The sequence below is a fragment of the Sphingobacterium sp. SG20118 genome (assembly GCF_044740685.1).
In the GTDB taxonomy this organism is placed as follows: domain Bacteria; phylum Bacteroidota; class Bacteroidia; order Sphingobacteriales; family Sphingobacteriaceae; genus Sphingobacterium.
The window spans coordinates 302,430-327,772 of the sequence record NZ_CP172826.1; the positions used below are offsets into that span (position 1 = coordinate 302,430).

The 25,343-nt window shown below is 37.6% G+C and carries 19 protein-coding genes, 4 tRNA genes and 2 pseudogenes; 5 read left to right on the forward strand and 20 right to left on the reverse strand.

The genetic code is table 11. The annotated features are described in order from the left end of the window. The first annotated feature begins 116 nt into the window (after positions 1-116). Positions 117-753 (forward strand): annotated as a pseudogene (locus tag ACFX5U_RS01500) (peroxiredoxin). A gap of 70 nt (positions 754-823) precedes the next feature. Here ACFX5U_RS01500 and ACFX5U_RS01505 read toward each other — a convergent pair. Together ACFX5U_RS01505 and ACFX5U_RS01510 are read right to left on the reverse strand one after the other, a co-directional pair. Next, entirely contained in the window at positions 824-1,936 is a 1,113-nt protein-coding gene (locus tag ACFX5U_RS01505) for a S1C family serine protease (protein ID WP_038702040.1), read from the reverse strand. Between the two features lie 153 nt (positions 1,937-2,089). After that, complete coding sequence (locus tag ACFX5U_RS01510; RefSeq protein ID WP_400262323.1) at positions 2,090-2,533, reverse strand: RNA polymerase sigma factor; 444 nt, start codon at positions 2,531-2,533, stop codon at positions 2,090-2,092. Between the two features lie 337 nt (positions 2,534-2,870). Between ACFX5U_RS01510 and ACFX5U_RS01515 the strand changes: the two genes are divergently transcribed. Then, on the forward strand, positions 2,871-6,257 hold the full coding sequence (locus ACFX5U_RS01515) for a glycoside hydrolase family 2 TIM barrel-domain containing protein (protein WP_400262324.1): 3,387 nt from the start codon (positions 2,871-2,873) through the stop codon (positions 6,255-6,257). Beyond that, positions 6,223-6,918 (forward strand): discoidin domain-containing protein, encoded by a 696-nt coding sequence (locus ACFX5U_RS01520; protein ID WP_400262325.1) that lies wholly within the window; start codon positions 6,223-6,225, stop codon positions 6,916-6,918. The genes ACFX5U_RS01515 and ACFX5U_RS01520 overlap by 35 nt, the downstream gene beginning before the upstream one ends. Before the next feature lie 403 nt (positions 6,919-7,321). Here the strand turns inward: ACFX5U_RS01520 and ACFX5U_RS01525 are convergent. From ACFX5U_RS01525 to ACFX5U_RS01560, 8 genes are all read right to left on the reverse strand, one after another. Next, positions 7,322-7,395 (reverse strand) — tRNA-Asp (locus ACFX5U_RS01525). Positions 7,396-7,409: 14 nt separating this feature from the next. Next, a tRNA-Asp gene (locus ACFX5U_RS01530) sits at positions 7,410-7,486 on the reverse strand. A gap of 26 nt (positions 7,487-7,512) precedes the next feature. Next, positions 7,513-7,589 (reverse strand) — tRNA-Asp (locus tag ACFX5U_RS01535). A 50-nt stretch (positions 7,590-7,639) separates the two neighbouring features. Next, positions 7,640-7,713 (reverse strand) — tRNA-Asp (locus ACFX5U_RS01540). Between the two features lie 72 nt (positions 7,714-7,785). Further along, positions 7,786-8,859: a peptide chain release factor 1 gene (prfA, locus tag ACFX5U_RS01545; RefSeq protein WP_038695695.1), complete on the reverse strand. Its 1,074-nt coding sequence runs from the start codon at positions 8,857-8,859 to the stop codon at positions 7,786-7,788. A gap of 92 nt (positions 8,860-8,951) precedes the next feature. Next, entirely contained in the window at positions 8,952-9,281 is a 330-nt protein-coding gene (locus ACFX5U_RS01550; RefSeq protein WP_280570956.1) for a multidrug efflux SMR transporter, read from the reverse strand. 63 nt (positions 9,282-9,344) lie between these two features. Beyond that, positions 9,345-9,923: a Crp/Fnr family transcriptional regulator gene (locus tag ACFX5U_RS01555; RefSeq protein WP_400262326.1), complete on the reverse strand. Its 579-nt coding sequence runs from the start codon at positions 9,921-9,923 to the stop codon at positions 9,345-9,347. Further along, complete coding sequence (locus ACFX5U_RS01560; protein ID WP_038695701.1) at positions 9,911-10,660, reverse strand: UDP-2,3-diacylglucosamine diphosphatase; 750 nt, start codon at positions 10,658-10,660, stop codon at positions 9,911-9,913. Before ACFX5U_RS01560 ends, ACFX5U_RS01555 begins: the two co-directional genes overlap by 13 nt. Before the next feature lie 363 nt (positions 10,661-11,023). Between ACFX5U_RS01560 and ACFX5U_RS01565 the strand changes: the two are divergent. Then, a pseudogene (locus ACFX5U_RS01565) lies at positions 11,024-13,142 on the forward strand (prolyl oligopeptidase family protein). Positions 13,143-13,222: 80 nt separating this feature from the next. Beyond that, entirely contained in the window at positions 13,223-14,272 is a 1,050-nt protein-coding gene (locus ACFX5U_RS01570; RefSeq protein WP_280570950.1) for an NAD(P)-dependent alcohol dehydrogenase, read from the forward strand. Between the two features lie 81 nt (positions 14,273-14,353). On the opposite strand, the gene ACFX5U_RS01575 is transcribed toward ACFX5U_RS01570, so the two are convergent. The 10 genes from ACFX5U_RS01575 to ACFX5U_RS01620 all read right to left on the reverse strand — a co-directional run bounded on the left by ACFX5U_RS01575 (position 14,354) and on the right by ACFX5U_RS01620 (position 25,312). Further along, positions 14,354-15,583 carry a thioredoxin family protein gene (locus ACFX5U_RS01575; RefSeq protein WP_400262327.1) on the reverse strand — a complete coding sequence of 410 codons (1,230 nt, stop codon included), beginning with the start codon at positions 15,581-15,583 and terminating at the stop codon, positions 14,354-14,356. 130 nt (positions 15,584-15,713) lie between these two features. Continuing rightward, positions 15,714-16,901, reverse strand: a complete 1,188-nt coding sequence (locus ACFX5U_RS01580) for an aminopeptidase C (RefSeq protein WP_038695709.1) — start codon at positions 16,899-16,901, stop codon at positions 15,714-15,716. 131 nt (positions 16,902-17,032) lie between these two features. Then, positions 17,033-18,091, reverse strand: a complete 1,059-nt coding sequence (locus ACFX5U_RS01585; protein ID WP_038695711.1) for a TerC/Alx family metal homeostasis membrane protein — start codon at positions 18,089-18,091, stop codon at positions 17,033-17,035. A gap of 3 nt (positions 18,092-18,094) precedes the next feature. After that, positions 18,095-19,066, reverse strand: a complete 972-nt coding sequence (locus tag ACFX5U_RS01590) for a polyprenyl synthetase family protein (protein ID WP_038695713.1) — start codon at positions 19,064-19,066, stop codon at positions 18,095-18,097. Positions 19,067-19,124: 58 nt separating this feature from the next. Continuing rightward, the gene (locus ACFX5U_RS01595; protein WP_038695715.1) at positions 19,125-19,688 is read right to left on the reverse strand and encodes a DUF3109 family protein; all 564 of its coding nucleotides are present in this window, start codon (positions 19,686-19,688) and stop codon (positions 19,125-19,127) included. Between the two features lie 40 nt (positions 19,689-19,728). Beyond that, positions 19,729-20,484 (reverse strand): DUF3108 domain-containing protein, encoded by a 756-nt coding sequence (locus ACFX5U_RS01600; RefSeq protein WP_400262328.1) that lies wholly within the window; start codon positions 20,482-20,484, stop codon positions 19,729-19,731. Positions 20,485-20,525: 41 nt separating this feature from the next. Next, positions 20,526-21,038 (reverse strand): DUF2480 family protein, encoded by a 513-nt coding sequence (locus tag ACFX5U_RS01605; protein ID WP_038695719.1) that lies wholly within the window; start codon positions 21,036-21,038, stop codon positions 20,526-20,528. 61 nt (positions 21,039-21,099) lie between these two features. After that, positions 21,100-23,205, reverse strand: a complete 2,106-nt coding sequence (locus ACFX5U_RS01610) for a SurA N-terminal domain-containing protein (RefSeq protein WP_400262329.1) — start codon at positions 23,203-23,205, stop codon at positions 21,100-21,102. 159 nt (positions 23,206-23,364) lie between these two features. Then, on the reverse strand, positions 23,365-23,973 hold the full coding sequence (lptC, locus tag ACFX5U_RS01615) for an LPS export ABC transporter periplasmic protein LptC (RefSeq protein ID WP_400262330.1): 609 nt from the start codon (positions 23,971-23,973) through the stop codon (positions 23,365-23,367). Positions 23,974-23,986: 13 nt separating this feature from the next. After that, positions 23,987-25,312 carry a hypothetical protein gene (locus ACFX5U_RS01620; RefSeq protein WP_400262331.1) on the reverse strand — a complete coding sequence of 442 codons (1,326 nt, stop codon included), beginning with the start codon at positions 25,310-25,312 and terminating at the stop codon, positions 23,987-23,989. Positions 25,313-25,343 lie beyond the last annotated feature (31 nt).

Genomic DNA, 25,343 nt, shown 5'->3' on the forward strand with positions numbered 1-25,343 from the left:
GTAGATTACTAATATTGTCGATTAATTTTTAAAAAAAAGAGTGTTATATTTTGGAATGAATAAAAATCTACTATATTTGTAGAGTATATAGTGTATAACGATTTAAATTTAAAAATATGAGTTTAAGATTAGGAGATGAAGCGCCAAATTTTAAAGCGCAGACGACAATAGGAGATATAGATTTCCACGAGTATATTCAAGACAGTTGGGTTGTATTTTTTTCTCACCCTTCCGATTATACACCTGTATGTACAACTGAACTTGGACGTACAGCAAAACTAAAATCTGAATTTGATAAAAGAGGAGTGAAGGTTATTGCGCTAAGTGTTGACCCCGTAAAGGAACACTTGGGTTGGATCAGTGATATCAACGAAACGCAAAACACAACGGTCAATTTTCCCATTATTGCTGATGAAGATAAGCATATCTCAGAATTGTACGATATGATACATCCCAATGCTTCTGCAACAGTAACAGTACGTTCTGTCTTTATCATTGGCCCAGATAAGAAAATAAAATTAACGTTAACATATCCTGCATCGACTGGACGTAATTTTGATGAGATTTTACGCGTGATTGATTCCTTGCAGTTGACAGCTGATTATTCAGTAGCTACTCCTGCAGATTGGAAACATGGTGAAGATGTAATCGTGGTTTCCATCAATAAAAACGGAAGATATCCCAGCGAAGTTTCCAAAGGGTTTCAAAGAAATTAAACCTTACTTAAGAACGACACCTCAACCGAATTTATAAGGTTAAAAGTTATTTTCAATAAAAAAGGCATCCATGGATGCCTTTTTTATTATCACTATATTTTATCAGATCAATATACTTTAACCATGTATATGTAATCCTGCAATCTTTTTATTTGTTCGGTTCTTGATAGGCCCGAAAGCATATTTTTCTTGTTCAATTTCACCTGGCCCTGTAGTGAATCTGCTGGTATTTCATCCAATGCTTTTAAGATGGATTTAGTTTTGATCGCAAAAGCCGCTCCATCGATGCCTCTTTGTTTACCACTGATAATACCAATTACATTCCCTTTTGTATCCATTACTGGACCACCACTATTACCTGGGTTAACAGGAATTGAAATTTGGTATGCGATGGTATCACCAGCGTAGCCTGTTGCTGAACTCAAATAACCTTGACCATATACCGCTTCATCACGTGGGAAACCTATCGTATAGATATCCTCTCCTAAGTCTGATGCTCCGGTTTTAAAGGTATAGGGCAATGTTTTGCCTATTTTAAAGTTAGTATCTTCGATTAATAATATAGCTAAATCATTTGCAGGGTCTGAATGGATAACCTGCGCCTTATAAGATTCACCCTTATTGTTTTGTAAATAAATAGAATCAGCACCACTCACCACGTGATAGTTAGTAACCACATATCCATTATTCGAAACCATGAAGCCAGTGGCTCCAAATTGACTAGCAGAAGCTTCGTTTGCTTTACTTGATTTATTGTTGATACTTTTTAGTGCAGCATTATGTTCAATGACATCTTTCTTCACGTTGTTCATATCGCGTTTCAAGGCACTATAATCCGTATTGGCTTTGTCAATGTTTTTATAATAACCCGAAAGCCATAATGTCGAAAATACAGCAAGGACTGCCACAGCTGCCGCAACGAGTGAACTTGCTTTGAGTTTTGCCCACAAGGAAACAATTTTAGTTTGTTTCATTGGGATAACTCGAGTATGCTGTTGGGATCGATGATAATTTTTAGCTGATTGCGCAAGTTGATTTTTAAAATCAATACGTGTTTCGCTAGATTGAAGTGTGTCGAGAAATTGACGATGTTGTGCTAATTGCGCCGAGAAAGAAGGATTTTCTGCACAGAAAGACTCAAAAGAAGAACGCTCTTCTTTAACCATTTCATCTCTGAGATAGCGATCTGCTAATTCAAAAAACTCTTGTTGACTCATCATACTCATTGTTTATTACTCTATATCAATTACTGCGTGAAAAACAGTTTTTTCAACCTTTGTAGGCATTTATATTTTTGAGTTTTGGCATTATCGGTATTTGTATATCCAAATTTCTCGCAGATATCCTGCATAGAACGATTCTGAATATAAAAATCATGAAGGATAGTTTTGCATGGTTTCACCCAGTAGGTTCATCGCATATTCCATCTGGTTGAACTTTTTATCCAGCTCCTGATGATGCTCGATATCGTCATTGTCAGCAAGAGAATCCTCATAACCACTAATGTCAACCGATCCAAAACCAGCACGATTTAACTGCTTTAGCCAAAGCCTTCTGCAAATCGAATAAAGATAAGTTTTGAGCTTACTGCTCAATTCAAAATTTCCTTTCGAAATCTTATCATAAAGGACGATAACGGCCTCTTGAAAGATATCTTTTGCCTCATCTTCGCTCCCATTATTCTGCGAAATCATGTGGGCAATTGAAGGATAGTATAATTCATATATTGCATCAAGTGCAATACTACTACCTGCTTTAATACCGGCTATGATTTGCTCATCATGCTCGAGCTTATTTGATTTACTGATCTTACTCACCTATTAATACCTTAATATAACTAATAGTAACCCAACGAGTTTAATATTTATGATGTTTCGTAAAAAAAGCCTTTCTACGTAAGGCCAAACCTACTCTTTTTTTTTGATAAGCGTAAATTTTTTTAAACGAAAAAAATAGGGATATCGTATGGTTAGGCATTACTTTTTGATTCATTCGTAAATGATTTTTTCCGATATAAGTCACTTTAATTTTGAGTGAATGGTGAACAATCTTTTATGATAGTAAAATTTTACGCAATCGAATGATTAATTGGAGGGTCTTGTATTTTATTATATTGCTCATATTTTTGCATACAACCTCTAGTAAAAAATCAATATGATCAAATCACTAACTATGCGAATAAGCTGTGTCATGGCAGTTTTATTGGCATCGACCTTTCAGGCGAATGCGCAAATCGGGGATCCGATTGAAGGCTTTCGCTACGGGGTAGAAACGATCCCCACAGGAAAAGAATGGGAATCACCGCAAGATCTTGCCCTCAATAAAGAACAACCACATGCTTATTTCTTTTCTTTTAAAGATGCCAATACCGCACGTAAGGTTTTGCCTGAAAATAGCCAATATTGGCAATCCCTTAATGGTACTTGGAAATTCAACTGGGTAAAAACACCAGAGGAGCGGCCTAAAAACTTCTTTGATCCTAAAACAGATGTATCTGCATGGGATAATGTAGGTGTTCCAATGAGTTGGAACATCGCAGGTATTCAAAAAGACGGCACGTTGAAATATGGCGTCCCTATCTATGTTAATCAACCTGTTATTTTCCAGCACCAAGTAAAAGTTGATGATTGGCGAGGTGGTGTGATGCGCACACCGCCGCAGCATTGGACAACTTATATTTACAGAAATGAAGTTGGGTCGTATAGACGCACATTTGATGTGCCTAAGAATTGGGATGGGCGCGATATTTATATCAATTTTGATGGTGTTGACTCGTTTTTCTATCTGTGGGTTAATGGCAAATATGTTGGTTTTTCAAAAAACTCGCGTAATGTTGCGTCATTCAACATCACCGATTATTTAAATAAAAAAGGTGAAAACGTTGTAGCAGTAGAAGTATACAGAAATTCTGATGGTTCTTTTCTGGAGGCGCAGGATATGTTCCGTCTTCCTGGAATATTCAGAACAGTGGCTTTAACGGCTAAACCCAAGGTTCAGATTCGTGATGTTGTTGCTATTCCAGACTTGGATGAAAATTATCAAAATGCAACGTTAAACATTAAGGCTGAGATTCAGAATAAAGATAAAAAGGCAGTAAAGGGATATACGATGAAGTATAGTCTCTATGCGAATGAATTATACAGCGATGTCAATAGCTTAGCCAAATCAAGTGTGATTTCAAGCGATGTAATCGATGTCAGTACCAATAATTCGGCAATTGCTAAAGCTGTATTACAAATCGAGAATCCAAATAAATGGTCGGCAGAACGACCTTTTCGTTATACGTTAGTAGCCGAGCTCAAAGATAATAAAGGGAAAGTGTTGGAGACCGTATCCAGCTATGTTGGTTTCCGTGAAGTGGAGATCAAAGATACAAAAGCTGAAGACGATGAGTTTGGGTTAGCAGGTCGATATTATTATGTCAATGGTGAAACGGTTAAATTAAAAGGCGTCAATAGACATGAATCTAATCCAAGTACAGGAAAAGTAATTTCCCGTGAACAAATGGAAAATGAGATTAAGTTGCTGAAGCGTGCTAATATCAATCATGTCCGTAATGCGCATTATCCTGATGATCCCTATTGGTACTATCTATGTGACAAGTACGGTATCTATTTAGAAGATGAAGCGAATATTGAAAGCCATGAATATTACTACGGTGACGCGTCCTTATCGCATCCTCCAGAGTGGAAAAATGCACATGTAGCCCGTAACCTAGAAATGGTGCATGCTAATGTCAACCATCCTTCTATAGTGATCTGGTCATTAGGGAATGAGGCAGGCCCGGGTAAGAACTTCATTGCGGCATATGATGCAATCAAGAAGTTTGATGTTTCGCGTCCTGTTCAGTACGAACGTAATAACAGCATCGTAGATATGGGTTCCAATCAATATCCTTCCATTCAGTGGGTAAGAGAAGCTGTAAAAGGCAAATCAAATATGAAATATCCTTTTCATATCTCGGAGTATGCGCACTCTATGGGGAATGCATCTGGTAACCTCATCGATTACTGGGAAGCAATGGAATCGACCAACTTTTTTATGGGCGGAGCTATCTGGGATTGGATAGATCAATCTATGTATACCTACGATAAAGTTACTGGTGAACGTTATTTGGCATATGGAGGAGACTTCGGGGATAAGCCAAATGACGGTATGTTTGTTATGAATGGTATTATATTTGCCGATCAAACTCCTAAACCACAATACTACGAAGTTAAGAAAGTATACCAAAACGTGGGTGTTAAAGCGGTGGACATCAAAGAAGGTAAAATCGAGATCTTCAATAAGAACTACTTTGTTCCATTGATCGATTATAACATGCAATGGTCGTTATATCAAGATGGTAAAGAGATTCAGAAAGGGACAGATTTTATTGGTCCTCGTAATATCTTGGCGCCACGTCAAAAACAAGTCGTTCAAGTACCATTGGAGTATGCCAAACTGAATCCGCAATCTGAGTATTTTATTAAAATACAGTTCTTATTAGCGAAGGATGAATTTTGGGCAGAGAAGGGCTATGTGCAGATGGAAGAGCAATTGTTGGTGAAAACTGCAGAAGATGTTCCTGCTATTGCAACTGTTGCAACAGGAGAAAACTTGACATTGGCTACAGAAGGTAGTCTTCAAGTGATAAAAGGGACAGATTTCATTGTCAAATTCGATACTAAAAAAGGAACTATTTATAATTTGTCTTATGGTCATGATCAAATCATTCGCGATGGTGAAGGACCACAGTTAGATGCATTGCGCGCTCCAACAGACAATGACAATTGGGCTTATCAGCAGTGGTTTGAAAAAGGGTTACATCAGCTAAACCATAAAGTAATTTCTTCATATGTCGATAGAAAAGATGATGGAACGATTGTATTGTCATTCAGTATAGAGTCACAGGCCCCTCACGGAGCAACAATTACTGGGGGTAGCTCAGGTAATTACGTGCTCAAAGAAAATACTGATCGTCCATTTGGGCCAAATGATTTTAAATTCAATACCAATCAAATTTGGACCATTTATAAAGATGGTTCGATTGAATTGCAGTCGAGTATTGCCTCTAACAATGCAACTTTGGTATTGCCGCACATTGGTTATGCATTGCAGATTCCGGAAGAGTATAATCAGGTCAATTATTATGGTCGTGGTCCCATCAATAATTATGCAGATCGCAAGACAGCACAGTTTGTGGAACATTACCAAAGTGATGTGAAGAATCAGTATGTTAACTGGGCCAAACCACAGACAACTGGAAACCGTGAAGAAGTGCGGTGGACAGCATTGTCAAATAGCAAAGGAAACGGAGCAATATTTATAGGAACGGATCATCTAGCGACATCTACTTTGCCATGGAGTGAGTTGGAAATGACATTAGCTCCTCACACCTATCAATTGCCGAAAAGCTCGGGCACACATTTACATTTAAATGCTGCAGTGACAGGATTAGGAGGGAATAGTTGTGGTCAAGGTCCTCCATTGGAAACAAGATCGTGTAAAAGCAACTGCACATTCGATGGGCTTTATTATCCGTCCAATCCATCAACATGATTTTGATGCCAAAGCACATGTTGTTGCTTCTGGAGAGACACCTATAGCTATTTCTCGTAGTACTACAGGTGAAGTAGCTATCCATTCAAGAGCTCATGATGCTACTTTATACTATGCAGTAGGGAAAGGAAAGGCAGTCGTTTATAAGCAACCTTTCAACCTGCGTGAAGGCGGATTGGTAACGGCATGGTCAAAAGAGAATGAAAAGTTCAAAGTATCATTTGAGTTTCCTAAAATTGAAAGTATCCCAATGCAAGTTGTCTTTGCATCAAGTGAAGAAACAGGGGAGGCTGATGCGTCTAATCTATTAGATGGCGATCCTACTACGATTTGGCACTCGATGTATTCAGTTACTGTTGCACAGTATCCACATTGGGTAGATTTTGATGCTAATGCTATCAAGATGATCAAGGGTTTTACCTATACGCCACGTCAAGGTGGGGGCAACGGTAACATCAAAGGTTATAAACTACAGGTTAGTACGGATGGTAAAAACTGGAGTGATCCTGCTGCGGAAGGAAATTTCGAAAATAATGGAAAACCTAAAACCATTAATTTAGCTAAGCCTGTGAAAGGTCGTTTCATTCGCTTTACAGCGATGAGCTCACAAAATGGACAAGACTTCGCTTCAGGTGCGGAGTTCTCTGTTAGCGCAGAGTAATAGTCTTAATATACAGCATAAGGAAAGCCTTAGTATCTCAAACATACTAAGGCTTTCCTTATTTAATAGACCCGCATGATCAGCAGTTATGCTGTGAATGATTTTAAAGGCGGTGTTATGGATTAGGAGTGTGATAAGGTCAAGAGAACATCTTGCAGGGCTTCTGATCTTATAATATGGTGTAGGGTGAGCAGTAACTGCAAACGATAGTCTTAACATGGGACACGTGCTTAACGTCATCATTATCGTTAAGGAAATATTTGAGTGTAGCGGTAAGGGGCTTTCTACCTATTTCTGTCGTTGGGGCTATTAGTAAGGGCCTAATAGCGGTAGGTTATAAAAACAGTAGAAAACTATATAAACAAAAAAAGCTTTCAATTTGCATTGAAAGCTTTTTTTCCAGCGGTCCGGACGGGATTCGAACCCGCGACCCCATGCGTGACAGGCATGTATTCTAACCAGCTGAACTACCGGACCGTTTTACAATTTTTTGGCGGTCTGGACGGGATTCGAACCCGCGACCCCATGCGTGACAGGCATGTATTCTAACCAGCTGAACTACCAGACCGAAAAATGTAAAGTATTATTTAAAATTGGCGGTCCGGACGGGATTCGAACCCGCGACCCCATGCGTGACAGGCATGTATTCTAACCAGCTGAACTACCGGACCAAATTTTAAATGTTGTTAAAGAACTATTCGAGATTACTCTCTTTTTGTAGCGGTCTGGACGGGATTCGAACCCGCGACCCCATGCGTGACAGGCATGTATTCTAACCAGCTGAACTACCAGACCGTTTACCTTCTCTCTTGAAGGTGTGCAAATATAGCGTTTATTTCTATATTTACTAATCTTTTTTAAAAAAATCTACCCTACAGCGCCGTCTTTCATCTTTTCTGCATTCTCAGCAAACTGTAATGCATCTATAATTGACTGAATATCACCGTCCAGAATGGCAGGTAAATTATATGTCGTCATACCAATACGGTGCTCAGTAAATCTTCCTTGAGGGTAATTATAGGTACGAATTTTTGCTGAACGGTCACCTGTAGATACTAAAGTCTTTCTTTTTGCAGCAATTGAACCGTTCTTTTTGTTCAATTCAATCTCGTAAAGTTTAGAACGAAGCATTTCCATCGCCAATTCTCGGTTCGCTAACTGTGAACGTTCCACTTGGCAAACGACTACAATACCTGTCGGCTTGTGTGTCAATTGTACTTTCGTTTCTACTTTATTTACGTTTTGTCCACCAGCACCACCAGAACGGGAAGTATGCATTTCTACATCACCTGGGTTAATGTCAACATCTACTTCTTCAGCTTCTGGAAGCACTGCTACAGATGCCGCTGAAGTATGCACACGACCTTGAGTTTCTGTATCAGGGACACGTTGTACACGGTGTACGCCAGATTCATATTTCAATTGTCCGTAAGTATCTTCGCCAATCACTTTCAAGATAACCTCTTTGTAACCTCCAGAAGTTCCTTCCGTTACATCCATAACCTCGACTCTCCATCCTTTAGTCTCAAAGAAACGCGTATACATACGGTATAAATCACCAGCAAATAATGCCGCTTCATCACCTCCGGTACCACCACGAATCTCCAATATAGCATTTTTGTCATCTTCCGGATCTTTAGGAATCAACATCATGCGGATTTCATTTTCTTTATCTTCTTTGCCATCCAATAAGACATCAAGCTCTTCTTTCGCCATTTCGCGAAGTTCTTGATCTTTCTCATTGCTGATGATATCTTTATTTGTTTCGATATTGCTCACCATATTTCTATAAATATGGTATTGATCTACAATTTTGCCTAAATCTTTGTACTCTTTGTTCAATTTAGCAAAACGCTTCATATCTTTGATGGTCTCTGGATTGCCTAATTCAGCCTCCACTTCTTCCCATCTTTCCTTTATAGCCTGTAATTTTTCTAGCATAATTCACATTATTCAAACCCTGCGACATGCGCACGAGCTTTTAAGCTTACAAAAGTAAAGAAATTTTGTCGTTTTTATAACAGTTCTATCGCTTAATGTGAAGAAACTGCTTTCAGGCCTATAATAGACGCGATAAGAGTGAATATGAAGAATATGCGCCAAAACTCTGCGGGCTCTTTAAAGAAAAATATACCTATTAATACGGTACCTACAGCACCTATTCCTGTCCATACTGCATAAGCAGTACCCAGAGGCAATGTTTGTGTCGCTTTTATCAGTAGTCCCATACTTAAAAATAGTGAGATAACGAATCCAAGATACCAAAGGTACATGACCGAACCTTCACTTTGTTTCGCTTTTCCTAGGCAGGTTGTAAATCCAATTTCGAACAATCCCCCTAGAATTAATAATAACCAATTCATAATTTTATTTTTTTGCAAAGATGGCTACAAATAGCGTCAATATTTTTTACTTATGTTAAAAAATTAACGAATGGAGGCTCGTATACGACTTAAGGTAACTTGTGAAATGCCTAAATAAGAGGCTATATAGCCCAATTTGATGCGGTTGATATAGGTTGGATATTTCGAAAGTAAATCCATATACCTGCTCTGGGCAGTATTGAAAAGCTTGGACATGGCGCGTTGTTCAATTTTAATAAATTCATATTCCGCAATTTTTCTTCCCAAATTAGCAATACGTATATTTTCTTCGTACAGCTTAAATAGGGCAGTAGAATTTATTTTATATAAGGTCGCATCCTCCACGATAGCTATATTCTCATAGCCGGGTTCGTTTCGAGCATATGTATTGATGGACATTAACATGCAACCAGCATCATTAAAGTCTAGCGTAATTTCCCTGTCGGGTACTTCGTAATATACACGTGCTAATCCAGAAGACAACAAGTAGATATCGTGCTGCAATTTATCCTGTTGGATGATGATCGTGTTTCGAGGGATGGTGACTTCTGTCGTAATCGCCTCTATGGCTTCAATATCCCTTTCTTCCAACGGGTAATAGCTCAACAGACAATCTCGCAGGCTTTTCTTTATTTCAGCCATTTTTCAAGTTTAAGTTCATGACCATTCCATACAGCGTAGGTGTGGTAATTCATCCATTCACCTAAATTCATAACACGGCTCTCTTCGGAAAGTTTGATGTCATAAGGGATATGTCGATGGCCGAATAGGTAGAAGTCATGATGTTGTTTTGCTTCTATATCTTTTGCATAACCTATTAACCATTCCTTATCTTCTCCCAGAAACACTTCATCTGTATTGTTGGCAAGACGGCTATGTTTCGACCAATTTGTTGCTATACCGATGCCTAGATTTGGATGCAAACGGGCGAAAAGCCATTGACAGGTCTTACTTCGAAAGAATTTTTTTAGCACTTTATACTTGCGGTCACCGACACCTAGGCCATCGCCATGGTGGATGTAAAAACGCTTATTATCACGTTCTATAATCAGCTCATCATCGATAATGGTCGCCTGCAGCTCGTCTTTTAAATAACTAAACATCCACATGTCGTGGTTACCCTTGAATATGGTCAGTTTGACACCTGCATCAACCAATTCAGCAAGTTTCCCTAAAAAGCGAATATATCCCTTTGGAACCACTGTTTTGTATTCAAACCAGAAATCAAAAATATCGCCCACGAGATACAATTCAGATGCATCCGTTTTAATATGGTCTAGCCATTTAATGATGAGCAACTCCCTTTCTTTGGAATTACTTTGAGGGTAAGATCCTAAATGAAAGTCCGAGGCGAAATAGATGTTTTTTCCTGTTGACATGTGGTCAAAACTACCGAAATCACTTTGAATTTCAAACTTAGATAAGTTTGTTTTACATACAATTTTAACTGCATGCTATGTAAATTAATTTTATGCATGCGTATTTATTTTATATAGTACGCATGATTGCTTCGGTTTTGTCGATCTTTCTGCTGCATTTAGAATCCACAAGAGCCAAAATATGGCAATTATTTAAATCTATCACTTACCTCAGCGATGCGAGATATCTCCAAAAAATCAAGCAATCAAGCGGATATGATATTCACGAAATAACCGCTAAAAGGTTTCTTTAAGCTATTTTTTTAGGATGAAAGAAACACATTATAATTTGTTAAATTTGCTTATAACCTCATTTGAAAAAATATGAATAAAAAACTGAGTTTAATTTTAACCGTGATCGCCATGTCATCTGTACATCAAGGAAATGCACAAGAATTGAAATACCCCGAAACAAAAAAAGGTCAAGTAGTTGATCAATATTTTGGAGAAGCAGTGCCAGATCCATATCGATGGCTGGAAGATGATTTGGCAGCAGACACCAAATCTTGGGTAGTTGCTCAAAATAAATTAACATACGATTATTTGGCTCAAATTCCTTATCGTGATCAGTTGAAAAAACAATTGACGGATACTTGGAATTATGAAAAAGTGGGGACACCATTTGTAGAAGGGGCTTCCACTTATTTCTATAAAAATGATGGTTTACAACAGCACGCTGTCTTGTATAGAAAATCAAATAAGGGAGGGAAAGAGGAAGTCTTTTTAGACCCCAATACATTCTCTAAAGATGGGTCTACTTCATTAGCAGATGTGAGTTTTTCAAAAGATGGGAGCTTAATGGCCTATTCGATATCAGAAGGTGGTTCGGATTGGAGAAAAGTTATCATTTTAAATACTACTGACAAAAAGCAAATCGGTGAAACTTTAATTGATGTTAAGTTTTCAGGTATTGCATGGAAGGGAAATGCAGGTTTCTATTATTCCAGCTATGATAAACCGAAAGGCTCGGAGTTATCGGAGAAAACAGATCAGCATAAAGTCTATTTCCATCAATTAGGGACAGCGCAAGCAACCGACAAAATGATTTTCGGAGGAACGGAAGTACCTCGCCGATATATTGGAGCATATTTGACAGACGATGAAAATTATTTAATCATCTCAGCAGCAAATACCACAACGGGTAACGAATTATACGTTCAAGATTTAACGAAGCCCGGAAGTAAGATTGTCAATATTTTAAGTGGCTTCGAAAGCAGTACCAATATCATCGATAATGATGGCGAAACATTTTATGTACAGACAAATTTAAATGCACCGAATAATAAATTGGTGAAAATGAATATTCGTCAACCCGAATCTAAAAATTGGATTGATGTGATTCCTGAAACAGAAAATGTACTTTCAATTTCTACTGGGGGAGGTTTCTTATTCGCTAATTACCTTAAGGATGCTATCTCTGTTATTCAACAATACGATTATACGGGTAAAAAGATTCGTGAGATTAAATTACCAGGAGTAGGTACAGCAGCAGGATTTTCTGGCAAGAAAAAGGAGAAAACTATTTATTATGGTTTTTCAAACTACATTACGCCATCAACAAGTTTCAAATTTAATGTAGATAATGGGCAATCTGAAGTCTATATCCGACCAAAGGTGAACTTCAATTCTGATGATTTTGAATCGAAGCAAGTTTTTTACACCTCAAAGGATGGAACTAAGGTGCCTATGATTATCACCTATAAAAAAGGCTTAAAACTTGATGGTAAAAACCCAACGATTGTTTACGGTTATGGTGGTTTCAATATTAGCTTGACTCCGGGCTTTAGTGTATCGACTGCGAATTGGATTCAAAATGGTGGTGTATATGCTGTTGCTAACCTACGGGGCGGAGGTGAGTATGGACAGAAATGGCATGATGGCGGCCGTCAGTTCAATAAACTGAATGTGTTTAATGATTTCATTGCAGCTGCAAAATATTTACAAAGCAATGGGTACACTTCGCCTGACTATACAGCTTTATCTGGCGGTTTCTAATGGAGGTTTACTTGTTGGCGCTACGATTACATTAGATCCAACGATTGCCAAAGTAGCTTTACCGGCAGTGGGTGTATTGGATATGTTGCGTTACCATACGTTTACAGCTGGTGCAGGTTGGGGATATGATTACGGTACAGCTCAAGATAGCAAAGAGATGTTTGATTATTTAAGAGGCTATTCGCCTGTGCATAATGTAAAAGAAGGCGTATGCTATCCGGCAACATTAGTGACGACTGGTGATCATGATGACCGCGTGGTACCGGCACATTCTTATAAGTTTGCTTCAGAGTTGCAGGCTAAACAAAAATGTGACCGTCCTGTGTTGATTCGTATTGAGACCAAGGCTGGCCATGGTGCAGGACGTTCAACAGAGGTAGTTATCAACGAAACTGCCGATAAATATGCCTTTACCCTTTGGAACATGGGTATTAAAGCATTGAAATAAATATCATTTGAAAGTAAATCCACTCCCAATAAGAGTGGATTTTTTATGAAAAGAACTATTTTTACTTAAAACAGAATAGGATGAGCACAAAAGCATACGCAGCCTTTTCGGAGGCCGAAGATTTAAGACCACATCAGATCCAACGTAGAGATCTGCAGGATAAAGATGTTTTTATTGATATTGAATACTGTGGCGTTTGCCATAGTGACATTCATACGGCAAGAGCAGAGTGGGGGCAACCGCATTACCCCGTAGTTCCAGGACATGAAATTATTGGACGGGTGCTAGCAGTAGGACCAAATGTAACAAAATACCAGATCGGCGACCTGGTAGGTGTTGGCTGTATGGTCGAGTCCTGTAAGCATTGTAATCCATGTGATGAAGGATTGGAACAGTATTGTGAAAATGGGATGATCGGCACCTATAATAGTGCTAAATCTAAGCACGGTGGTATCACTTATGGAGGATACTCCGAGAATATTGTGGTAGAGGAAGATTTTGTACTCCGTATCCCCACGAATATTGATGTAAAGGCTGCTGCTCCTTTATTGTGTGCAGGTATTACAACATGGTCTCCATTACGTCATTGGAATGTGAAAAAAGGAGATAAGGTAGGTGTTATCGGACTTGGAGGTTTGGGGCATATGGGTGTCAAGTTTGCGAAAGCAATCGGAGCTCATGTTGTGATGATTACCACTTCTCCAGAAAAAGGTGAAGATGCAAAAAAATTGGGAGCTGATGAAGTCTTGATTTCAAAGGATGCAGAACAATTAGCGGCACATACCAATACATTTGATTTCTTATTGAATACCATTCCGGTAGGGCATGATGTCAATCCTTATTTGAATTTGTTGAAATTGGATAAGACCATGTGTATCGTAGGGGCAGTAGAACCACTTCCTGGAGTTCATGGCGGTTTATTGATTGGTAAAAGAAGACATTTAGCAGGTTCATTGATCGGCGGAATCAAAGAAACTCAAGAGATGTTAGATTTCTGTGGTGAGCATCAAATTGTATCAGATGTAGAAGTTATCGACATACAGGATATCAATACCGCGTACGAGCGTATGATTAAGTCGGATGTGAAATACAGATTTGTGATTGATATGAAATCGTTGAAAAATAGTTAATAGCAATCCAAGATTATAAAAAAGGGTTTGAAAATCATTGATTTTCAAACCCTTTTTTATACTTCCATACGGTACAGTTTATTACAATTGCCATGTAGGCAGGTCACTCTTCATTTTAGCGAGTGTATCCGTGTAGTTATCCTGTTCCCCTTCATTAGCTAGCGATAACGCTTCTTCTTGCCATTTAATAGCATTTATTTTGTCCCCTTTTTTATATAACAAGTTAGCATAAGTATCTAGGTATGCACTTTTAACATCTTTTTCAACTGCTTTTTTACTCCATTTCAAAGCCGCATCAAGGCAAGCTGCATCATTACAGTTTTCAAAAATCTCCCAAGCATAACTATTCAATTGGTTTGAATTCAGATCTTCTGAAATTAAATAATTCTCGACAATATCTTTTAATGCAGCCCAGTTATGAGATTGCATATAATACTGTGCTTTCATTAATTTAAATATGGGGTCAAAATCGATGTTGCTGTATTTTTCGGATATTTCCGTCTTTAGAGATTCCCAATTTGGTTCCGTGTTGAAGTCAATTTTAGTACCTAATACCTCATTGATCGCAACAGAGGCAAGAACCCGATTGGCCGCACCATTCTTTTCCAGTAAAGCATCTATTTTTTCAGGATTATTCCGAAGTAGGTCAAATGCTTTTGATCGACTTGTTCGTGTATTAGCGACTAGATATGCGGCGCATTCTTTGGTTAGATTTTCAGATTTAGTTTGGGAAATAATAATATCCTCTGCCTGAATCACGGTAGCTTCATCATATGCTGTATTTGCAGCCCTAACCATGCGATGTGCTAATGCTAAGTCCGTCGGATTATTTTCAAAATCCTTTAACAAAGCATAGTATTGCGTTTCTGAGTTTAAAGCATCTTTGGTCCGCTCAATAAATTCATCCGCTTCGCCACCACCAACCATACGGTGTACAAGTTCGCCTTTTGGATTGAACACCAAGAAAGTCGGGTATGCTGCAATTTTGTAATCCTGACCAAAACGTTCCGCTTCGGCATACCAACTTTTCACCTCTTCACTATCTTGATCCGTTTTATCCATTTGGATTTTAGTACTCACAAATTTTGGGTTGAAGAAATCACCCACTTTGTTTTGCGAAAATACCGCTGCGCTCATGTATTTACAGGGGCCGCACCATGTCGTGAACAAATCGACAAAGATAAATTTGTTTTCTTTTTTTGCTTTTTCCTTTACTTGGCTCCAGTTCAATCCGTGCTCAAATTTTATTCCTTTTTCTTGACCTATAACGGTAAAGGGTAATATTAGGAGGAATAATAATATCTTTTTCATAACCAGTTAATAAGAAGTGTGATTCCTAAATCATTCTCGATAATTAAAGTTATGTAATAAAACTGTAAAAAAAATAGGTTACAGAAACTTATTTCTGTAACCTATTTTTATAATCCTTGTTTAACGTGGATTAAATCTTCATTTTAGACTTTAAATCTTTTTGAATACCATCTTTATGAACTAAAAGAGAAGTTGTTTTGTAACGAACAAATTCTTTTGTTACATATAAGTAACCATTGTAGTCGTTTGTTGTACCCCAAGAGTTTTTTACGATATAGTATTCTTTACCATTTTGATCTTTAGCGATACCTACGATATGCATACCATGGTCATCTGTCGTTTGGTAGTTGTCAAAAGCAGCTTGTCTTTCTTCAGCAGTAATTTTAGCTTCAGGTTTCGGACCTACAAACATCTCTTGTTGTTCCTTTGGAGTCATTTGCTCAAAAGGTTTTGCAGGTACGTACGCAACACCATTTTTCCAGCTGAAGGTTTTTTCCGAAACATCGGTAGCCCAAGCTACAGTATATCCATTATTTAATGCATTATCGATGATATCGGTCATGTCATTGATTTGAACATTATAAAAACTATCAAATGACCAGTTATCAGGAATCAATAGGACAAACTTGCTGTAGTAAGGATGGTCCGTTACAGAAGCAATACCGACATATTCATCAGGCTTGATACCGATTACCTGATCTGCAAAGGTACGCGGGGTATAGCTTTTACCTTTATATTGGAAGCTAGCAGGAACTTCACCTAAATAAGAGTCCATAGCAGCAGTATATGCTTTTTCCCAGTTCGGTGTTAATGTTTTGCTTTTAACAAAAGAAGCTAACATCGCATCCAACATATTGGTCATCTCACCAAAATTATTCTTATCAGATCCGTAGTGTAGACCTGTATATTCTGTTTGTGGCAAAGCACCGTATTTACGGAATGCATTTAATACATCATGAAATTGTCCACCTTCACCTAAAGAAAGACCACCATGTAAACGGATATAGTTCTTTGCTTTGTCCAAATACGTATTACGAGCAGAGTAGATTTGTGAAATCTCTACAGGCTCTTTTCCCATTCTGATCATTTCCGACTCTAAAAAAGAGTTACCAGAGTATGACCAACAAGTACCCGAAGAGCCTTGATTTTTAATAGAAGTATTCTTTAAATTGATAACCTCAGTAAAAGTAAATCCAGCTTTACTTTGGTCATTTTGATTTGTTTTTAAGGCATTGATTAAATTATCTTGAGCCTGTACAACCTGTAATGAGGCGGCAAATAATGATGCTGCTAATACGAGTGATTTATTCCAATTCATTTTTTAAAAGTTAATGATTTTATAATGCTAAATTATGAATAAATTCAAATACCGAAGTGATAATCTAGCAATTTGATTGTAATAAAATTGTGCTTTATACAAAAACGGGGCTTTTAAAGCCCCGTTTTTTGTTAATTTTCTATTTTTAGGTCCTGTTTTTTCGGAAATAGGAGCGACGCTACTACACTGATGACCAAAATGCTGACAATTATAATGAGGGAATGAGAGGTCGAGAAACCAAATTCTACTAACCAATGGTGCAATAACATTTTCAACCCTATAAATATTAATAAAAATGCTAAACCTACTTTTAAGTAATGGAATTTATGGATGATGTTGACCAATAGGAAGAACATCGAACGTAATCCTAATACTGCAAAGATATTAGAGAAAAATACCACATAAGCATCTTTCGTTACAGAGAAAATAGCGGGAATAGAATCGACAGCAAATATTAAATCTGTAAACTCAATGACCAATAGTACCAAGAATAGTGGGGTCATGTATTTGACACCATTTTCAACATGGAAAAAATGACCGCCATCTAATTTTGGAGTTACCTTAAAATATTTAGAGGCGAATTTTACCACAGGGTGGTTTTGTGGGTCTACTTCATCTTCTTGATTTCTATTCAAGAACATCTTCACACCGGTAATCAATAAGAAGCCTCCAAAGATGTACAGAATCCAACCGAATTTTGTAATCAATGCAGCACCTAGGAAAATAAAGATAAAACGCATTAATACCGCTCCGATTACTCCCCATACCAATACTTTATGGTAATAGCGTTCCGGAATACCGAAAGAAGAAAACAAGAGTACCATCACGAAGATATTATCCACAGATAAGGCATATTCCACTACATAGCCCGTTATAAACTCGAGTGCAAGATTGTTATTATAGAGCGCTATACTTCCTTCTAAGTCTCCGGGGATAATCTGAACATCGTGTAGATGAGCCGTAATGACTTGTTGAAGTTGGGCTAGGTCCTGAATATTGTGTAATTCATGTCCATAGTGGCGTAATATCCAGTAAAAGCCTAAAGCTAATAACACCCATATAATACTCATGATTGCGGCACTTTTTAGGGAGACATTTTTATCTCCTTTTGAAAAAACACCTAAATCGATAGCTAACATTAAAATAATGAAGATTAAAAATCCTCCAAAAAACATGATCTCGTGACTCATTTTCTATATTTTTCTTTCAGTTGTAAATTTGACAAGTTGTAGTAATCCTGTTTTATATTCATTATCAGGAAATTCATCTAATATTTTAAAGGCATCTTTCTGGTAATCCAACATTTTTTCAGTTGCATATTCCAATCCACCACTTTGTCTTACAAATGCAATGACTTCCGCGACTTTTTTGTTGTCTTCACTATGGTTTTTAACCATATTGATGATTCTTCTTTTTTCCGATTTATCGGTTTGACTTAATGCATAGATTAAGGGGAGCGTCATTTTTTTCTCTTTGATGTCATTCCCGAGTGGTTTACCTACATCATCTACACCAAAATCAAATAAGTCGTCCTTTATTTGAAAAGCAATACCGATTTTTTCACCAAAGGCATGTAGTTTTTTAACTGTTTCTGCATCAGCTCCAGAGGAAGATGCACCACAAGCACAACAAGAAGCGATTAAAGAAGCGGTCTTTTGACGGATAACTTCAAAATAGATAGCCTCCTCGATGTCCAATTTTCGCGCTTTTTCAATCTGTAGCAATTCGCCTTCGCTCATTTGTTCAACAGCTTCAGAAACAATTTTCAGCAAATCGTATTCATGGTGCTTAACGGAAAGGAGCAGTCCTTTGGAAAGTAAAAAATCACCCACTAAAACGGAAACCTTGTTTTTCCAGAGGGCATTGACAGAAAAGAAGCCCCTGCGTTCATTCGAATTATCCACTACATCATCATGTACTAATGAAGCTGTATGGAGTAATTCTACTAATGAGGCGCCACGATAGGTTGATTCTTTGATGCCATTACAGAGACCTGCGGAAAAGAAGACAAACATTGGACGCATTTGTTTCCCTTTTGTTTTTACGATATACCCTGTAATACGGTCTAGCAAAGGAACGGAACTTTTCATTGAAGCTTTAAACTCCTTTTCAAAAGTTGCCAATTCCTTAAGGATGGGGCGTTGTATTTCTTTTAATTTCAGCATGCAATATGGTTAAAAACCACTATTATCTCTTTAAATGTCTATAAATATAAGCAATAGATTATAATGAATCTACCGCATTTTCTAATTTTTGGTACCATTCTTCACCGTATTCACGGATTAAAGGATCCTTTAAGAACTTATATACAGGTACCTGCAGCTCCCTACCGAAGGAACAGGCATCTTTACAAATACTCCATCTGTCATAATGGAGCACATCAAATTCTGGGTAATTTGTTGTTCGGATAGGGTAGAGGTGGCAAGAGATTGGTTTCTTCCAATTGATATCGCCCAATTCGTAAGCTTTTTCTATGGCACATTTTGTGATACCATTTTCCCAAGTTACATAGGCACACTCTTTATTGCCATCGACACAAGGAGTAGTGAGATCACCATCCATATCAATCACATGCGTACCCTGTTGTTCAATTGCTTCTATACCCTTAGCTGTCATATAAGGTTTTACCTTTGGGTATATTTCAGCAAGTACCGCCAACTCATTTTGTTTTAATGGAGCACCCGAATCCCCTTCTATACAGCAAATGCCTTTGCATTTGGAAAGATTGCATACGAAATCATTGTTAATCAAATCTTCGTGCACTAATACATTTCCTACTTCTATCATGATTATTATTTATTTTGAATAACTCGCTCGTTGACCGAGTTTATGTTTCAAGCCATCGGCTTTTATGAGTTCTAATGTGACAGAAACCTATCAAAATGTCTACGTTCGCTTTGACAGGAATACGATTCCCATCATTGGTCACCCAAAGAAATAACTGACTGTTTTTCTTGAAAATTCTACCTGGTTTGATTTCAGGACTGAATTTAAGACATTCTAACGATCCTAAATCTGTTTTAATGGTTTCTATACCAATATACTTGATGCCTAAAGTGGCTATTTCATCATTTAAAAAGTATGTCAATTTAAATGACTCGCCAGGCTTAACAGTTGATAAATCTAAGTTGCGCGCAAAATAATAAGCAGACAAGAGATCAAATGTTTGAGAAACTGTGCTTTTAAAGTCACCTTTATTTCCGTTTACCGATTTCGTCTTTTGGTCAAAAGTTACTTTATCATTTCTTCTATAGCCCCCCTCTCTGATGTTTTCCGTATAATAATAAGGAAGAAAAGTTTTGGCGTCAATATAAGAGTTGTATTCATTTTTTACCGTATATAAGGCAAAAGCTCCAGCTGTTTTTCCGGTAGCATATAGTCTGAAAGCGTCTCCTCCACTTCCCGTTTTTGTATCCGTTACTGTCAATTGACCCGTAGCAGCGGAAAGAAAACCATATTTCAATTTGTATTCCAACTTTTCACCACCTTTAAAAGCAGATTGTTTTAAATAAGGGAGTTCTTGAGCAATTAATTGACCACAAATACTAAGTACTAAGAGTGTTAATGAGATTAGGTTTTTCATATACGTAAGAATACAAAAATATTTTGAAATTACGAATACCCCTATTTGCGTTTAAATACAGGAACGGTAGAACAAGGTTCCCCGTACATGATACTTTTTGCGACTTTTGCCAATGCAGTCGAAAACTGTACGAAAGCCGATTCAGGAATTTTGATATCACCACATCCCTTTACGACTACACGCTGATCGGTATATTCTGCCATGTCGATCTGCGCGATGTTTTGAGCATATAAGACGCGTTCTAATTCATCTAAGCCACCAAATACGACCGTTGCAGCAAAAGGCTCTAGTTTTGTCGCTAACAGCATGTATGCCCATGTTTGTACAATGGCGTCAGAAGAACATGTAATCGCAACATGTTTACCCGAGTAGGCCGACCAATCATGTGTTTTGATGAATTCCCTAAAGTCTTTCTCCTTCAAAATCAGTCCGTGGAAGAGATTATCCTTGATGTCGTACTGCACAAGTTCACCTGTCGGTCTAAATTTAGCTAAGTCTACAGTGATAATACCACTCTGAGCCACTTTATTTACAATGTCGGTTTGAATATCCATATCAAATAATAAAAAAGCCGGACGATATACTCGTCCGGCTACAAAGTTAATTAAAAATATTCTAAAAGAATTTCACACGATTGTCAGTGATATCCGATTTATCTTGTAAAGCTTTGAAAATTGAAGACCATGAACGTTGTAGTTTAGAAGCTAAAATTTGTTTCTTCTGCGCATTTACATCAGGATTAGCTGCAGGGTTAACAAATCCGCTCACTTGAACAGCATATACTCCTTGTGTACCTTCGATCGCTTTTGATGGTTTGTTTGGTTGTAATCCAAATACTGTACCTACCACTTTGTTCTCTAAAGAAACACCTGGGATAACTGGATTCGCCAATACAATATTTTCAACAGCAACTGGTGTTTTACCTAGTTTTTGACCGATTTGGTCTATTGAGGTTGCAGCATTCAATGCCGCATTCATTTTCTCTGTTAATAATTTCGCTTTAACAGCATTTTTAACAGCAGGCTCGATGTCTTTTTTAACGCTAGCTAATGGTAACAAACCTTTTGGTTGAACATCAACTACATGTGCCAATACATAAGATTGCTCCGTTTCAAAAACGCGGTCAGAGATTTCACCTTTTTTAGCTTCGAACGCCCATTTAATCAAGTCTCTTGGTGCTTCGTTACCATCTAAGGTATTATCCATAGCCAATACGCGAGAAGCAGTAGCGGCTGTTAAGCCTAGCTTTTGTGCCTCTTGTGCAAAATTTTCTGCAGTAGCAGCAGTCAAGAATGCATTTGCTTTGCTATGCGCATTGTTTAATGTCTCTTTACCACTGATAATGGCCTTATCTATAATCGCAGCTTTAACATATTTAGCTGAACCAATTTGATTTTCGATTTTGATGATGTGAACACCATATTGTGATTCCACAATTTTGATGTCACCTGTTTTTCCATTAAAGACAGCATTGTCAAAAACAGGACCCATTTGACCACGTGGAAAAGTACCTAATTCACCACCATTGATTTTACTACCTTCGTCTGTACTAAATTGAACAGCCATTGAAGCGAAGCTTTCTCCTTTTGCCAATAGACCTTTAATAGAGTCAGCTTTTGCTAATGCTTTTTCAAGACCACCTTCTGCAGTTGCATTTAATAGGATATGACTAGCCTTTACGGAGTCAGGACCTACTGTTGACTGTGTAACTTTAGCAATTTCAAATAATCCGTTCGATTCATATGGACCTACAATCGCTCCTACAGGAACATTGAAAAGGACCGAATCCAAAGCCGGACTTAACTGACCTTTTTTTACAAAAGTATAAGGGTATTTGTTATCCGAGTTAATTGATGCAAATAACGAATCATTTGTTGAAGCAGCTAATTCTGTTTTCAACCTGTTGATTGTTTCTTTTGCATAATCGATATCTTTTGTTGTAGGACGTGCATCCACGACAACATATTGAATCTTACGCGTCTCTTCTTGATTTTTAAAAGCATTTTTATGCTCATCGTAATAGGCTTGGTAGTCAGCGTCAGTGATTTTGATTTCACTGTCTTTAACCGATGCATAATCCAATAACACATAGTTGAAGTTTGCTAATTTATTACGTTGTTGGTACTCATCGTTAGCCTCCAAAGAAGTAACGTAAAGGCTATTATTTAATAAACTGCTATATTTATTGTTCAAACGCTCTTCTTTAACAGCCGCCAATAACATTTCCCATTGTTGTGCTGCTTGTGGATTACCTGAGGTGCTCAATTGTGAGATGAATGATAATAATTGGTTACGGTTGAACTGACCTGTTTGTGGATCTGTAAAAGCTTGAACGATTTGATTGGAAGGATTATTTCCAGTCACTAAATCATTCAATTCATTTTTACCTACTTCTAAACCGATTTTTTCAATCTCGCTTTTTAGGATTTCTTTTTGCAACAATTGATTCCATACCTGTTGTACAGCATATGATCTCATTTGTGGAGTCAAGTTACCGCCCATTTGTTGTTTAAACATTTCTGCTGTTTGATCAACTTGTTGGTTGAATTCTTGATACTCAATCGCTTCACCATTTATTTCTCCTACGCGATTTTGGTTTTTAGCCCAAAATGGAGTCCCAGAATTGATAACATCTCCTAATAAAAATGCTAGAATTGCTACAGCCATAGCTCCAGTTAAAATGAAACCAGCTCGGTTGCGCAAAAAGCCCATTAATCCCATAGTCTGTTTTATTGTGTTTATATTGTTTAAATACTTAAATTACCATTATTTAGGAAATAGTAGCCTAAATGCGGTGCAAGATACAATTTTTATAAAAAAAAAGCGTAATAATTTCTGATTAAGCGAAACTTATTTCAGGTTTGGTTGTTTTAGCAAGATTTACTGTCCAAATGACGGAAACATACTATTCTCTTTTACGAGCATGACTCCTGTCGAATTCTGAATATTAATCCGTTTAAAATCCTTGTCAGAAGTAAAAGATGACCCTTGTAAGTTGCCCCTGTTATCTTTGAAATAAGCTGTTATAGGTACATAATTATAGAAAGACTCCTTTGCTTCGTCGTAAATAATTTCTTCAGTTTTTATCACTGAACCATCAGCCATAGTGACGATGACGTTCTTTTTAAAGGTCGTTGTTTTATTTGCATCATGTTGAATAGCATAATCCGAAGTGATGCGTTGTGTCTCTTTTACATCCTTATCGTAGAATATGATTTTGATTCCTTGTGGGAACTCAAAGACCTGGGTGCTATCGTGCTTTATTCGCATTTCTGGAGCACTCATTTCCGCTTTTACAATCGCCGAGTCGCTGTATATGACATTTACATGTCGAGAAATATCGACCGCCTCTTCTTTTTTAAGATTTGCAATACGGTCTACTTCTTTTAGATCCGGTTCACAAGCTGTAAAGAAGAATGCCCCTACTGCCATGATGAGCAGTAGAGGCAATGTATAATGCTTTTTTGAGGCAATTGAAGGTCTTGCCATAGCCGTTATTTGCTTAATCAATTGAATTTTTTCTAAACCAACGATCATTTAAGGTGAAACCAATGTTCAAGTTTACATACCTTTCCCTAATCAAACTGCTCTTCATTGTCCCCATTTGTCCCAACTCTGCAGAAATATTGATTTTAGAAAAAGCACCAGTGTACGGATTTCTTGCTAATGGAAGGCCCACACCAAAAGTGATGGCCATGTCATTGATATCGTTTTTGTTGATAAAGTATTGCGTTCTGTTATAACGGAAACCTAAACGGTAATCCATCAAACTTGTGTATTTGAAAGAAGTAGGATCTGGCGTTATCTGTCCACCGATAGCAAAACCATAGTTTGTTTTTAGATTTGGTTCTTCTTTTCTAACTTGAAATTTAGACCAATCTGCGTATTTAAATTCTGCTCCAACCATCCAACGGTTAGTTTTTGCAAATGTAATACCCACATTATGTTTTAGAGGAAGGTTCAGGTCTCTTCTATTACGATCAGTTCGGTACACAGTATCCAATGCAATATTTGAGTCTTCGCTAGAAGTCGCAGGAGCTACACGTGTGATATAGGTAGTACTGCGATCATGAATGGCATTGTTCAATGACCCCGAGTAACCAACAGTTAATGAATATTCTTTATTGATCGTTTTGTAATACTGCGCACCGTAATCGAAAGTAACGCCTTGGATTACGCGCTTATCTTGCTGTTGTACATTCAGTGCACCATAGTTGTATGGGAACTCCGTTCTACTGAAATCGTTTAATGTACCAAATAAGTAAGCGATGTTGGCACCTACACTGAAATTCTTTGTAAGATTAACCCCATAACCAAAGTAAGCTTTTGTCAAACCACCTTCTCCTGTAAATGCCTTTCTGTAATTGATGGAGTCTATTTTTTGGACACTGTTTGAGTTGTATCCTAAATCAGAGTATGGTAAAATACCCAAACTGATACCCCCAGCTTTTTTCATTGGGAAAGTCATGGTGATATGGCTGAAAGCAAAATCAGCAGTATTATCCGATTTATTAGCACTACTCAATTGCGTGAAATTTCCATATAACCCCGCATCAAAGGTGCTGAATTGTGCTGCAGAATAAGAAGCAGGGTTACTTGGGTTCGTATTATATACGGAACCAAAATAGCGAATACCTGTAGATAAGCCCCCTATAGCACGATTTTGAGGTAGTAAATCTTCACGCATCTGACCGAGACCAAATTGTGAATAAGGAGATGCAGACGTCGACTTCTGCGCAAATGCTGCTGACGAGCTGTATAATAAGCCTAAAGTCAATAACACTTGAGGTACTTTACTTGTAATGGAGCTTAAAAAGCGTTTCTGCATGATTATAGATTAAAGTTGCGAAACTTATATT

What these genes read in the sequence shown, in the direction of transcription:
- ACFX5U_RS01505 (WP_038702040.1), bottom strand. Translation starts at nt 1,936, where the DNA reads ATGATGAGTCAACAAGAGTTTTTTGAATTAGCAGATCGCTATCTCAGA.
- ACFX5U_RS01515 (WP_400262324.1), top strand. Translation starts at nt 2,871, where the DNA reads ATGATCAAATCACTAACTATGCGAATAAGCTGTGTCATGGCAGTTTTA.
- ACFX5U_RS01520 (WP_400262325.1), top strand. Translation starts at nt 6,223, where the DNA reads ATGGGCTTTATTATCCGTCCAATCCATCAACATGATTTTGATGCCAAA.
- prfA (WP_038695695.1), bottom strand. Translation starts at nt 8,859, where the DNA reads ATGCTAGAAAAATTACAGGCTATAAAGGAAAGATGGGAAGAAGTGGAG.
- ACFX5U_RS01550 (WP_280570956.1), bottom strand. Translation starts at nt 9,281, where the DNA reads ATGAATTGGTTATTATTAATTCTAGGGGGATTGTTCGAAATTGGATTT.
- ACFX5U_RS01555 (WP_400262326.1), bottom strand. Translation starts at nt 9,923, where the DNA reads ATGGCTGAAATAAAGAAAAGCCTGCGAGATTGTCTGTTGAGCTATTAC.
- ACFX5U_RS01560 (WP_038695701.1), bottom strand. Translation starts at nt 10,660, where the DNA reads ATGTCAACAGGAAAAAACATCTATTTCGCCTCGGACTTTCATTTAGGA.
- ACFX5U_RS01570 (WP_280570950.1), top strand. Translation starts at nt 13,223, where the DNA reads ATGAGCACAAAAGCATACGCAGCCTTTTCGGAGGCCGAAGATTTAAGA.
- ACFX5U_RS01575 (WP_400262327.1), bottom strand. Translation starts at nt 15,583, where the DNA reads ATGAAAAAGATATTATTATTCCTCCTAATATTACCCTTTACCGTTATA.
- ACFX5U_RS01580 (WP_038695709.1), bottom strand. Translation starts at nt 16,901, where the DNA reads ATGAATTGGAATAAATCACTCGTATTAGCAGCATCATTATTTGCCGCC.
- ACFX5U_RS01585 (WP_038695711.1), bottom strand. Translation starts at nt 18,091, where the DNA reads ATGAGTCACGAGATCATGTTTTTTGGAGGATTTTTAATCTTCATTATT.
- ACFX5U_RS01590 (WP_038695713.1), bottom strand. Translation starts at nt 19,066, where the DNA reads ATGCTGAAATTAAAAGAAATACAACGCCCCATCCTTAAGGAATTGGCA.
- ACFX5U_RS01595 (WP_038695715.1), bottom strand. Translation starts at nt 19,688, where the DNA reads ATGATAGAAGTAGGAAATGTATTAGTGCACGAAGATTTGATTAACAAT.
- ACFX5U_RS01600 (WP_400262328.1), bottom strand. Translation starts at nt 20,484, where the DNA reads ATGAAAAACCTAATCTCATTAACACTCTTAGTACTTAGTATTTGTGGT.
- ACFX5U_RS01605 (WP_038695719.1), bottom strand. Translation starts at nt 21,038, where the DNA reads ATGGATATTCAAACCGACATTGTAAATAAAGTGGCTCAGAGTGGTATT.
- ACFX5U_RS01610 (WP_400262329.1), bottom strand. Translation starts at nt 23,205, where the DNA reads ATGGGATTAATGGGCTTTTTGCGCAACCGAGCTGGTTTCATTTTAACT.
- lptC (WP_400262330.1), bottom strand. Translation starts at nt 23,973, where the DNA reads ATGGCAAGACCTTCAATTGCCTCAAAAAAGCATTATACATTGCCTCTA.
- ACFX5U_RS01620 (WP_400262331.1), bottom strand. Translation starts at nt 25,312, where the DNA reads ATGCAGAAACGCTTTTTAAGCTCCATTACAAGTAAAGTACCTCAAGTG.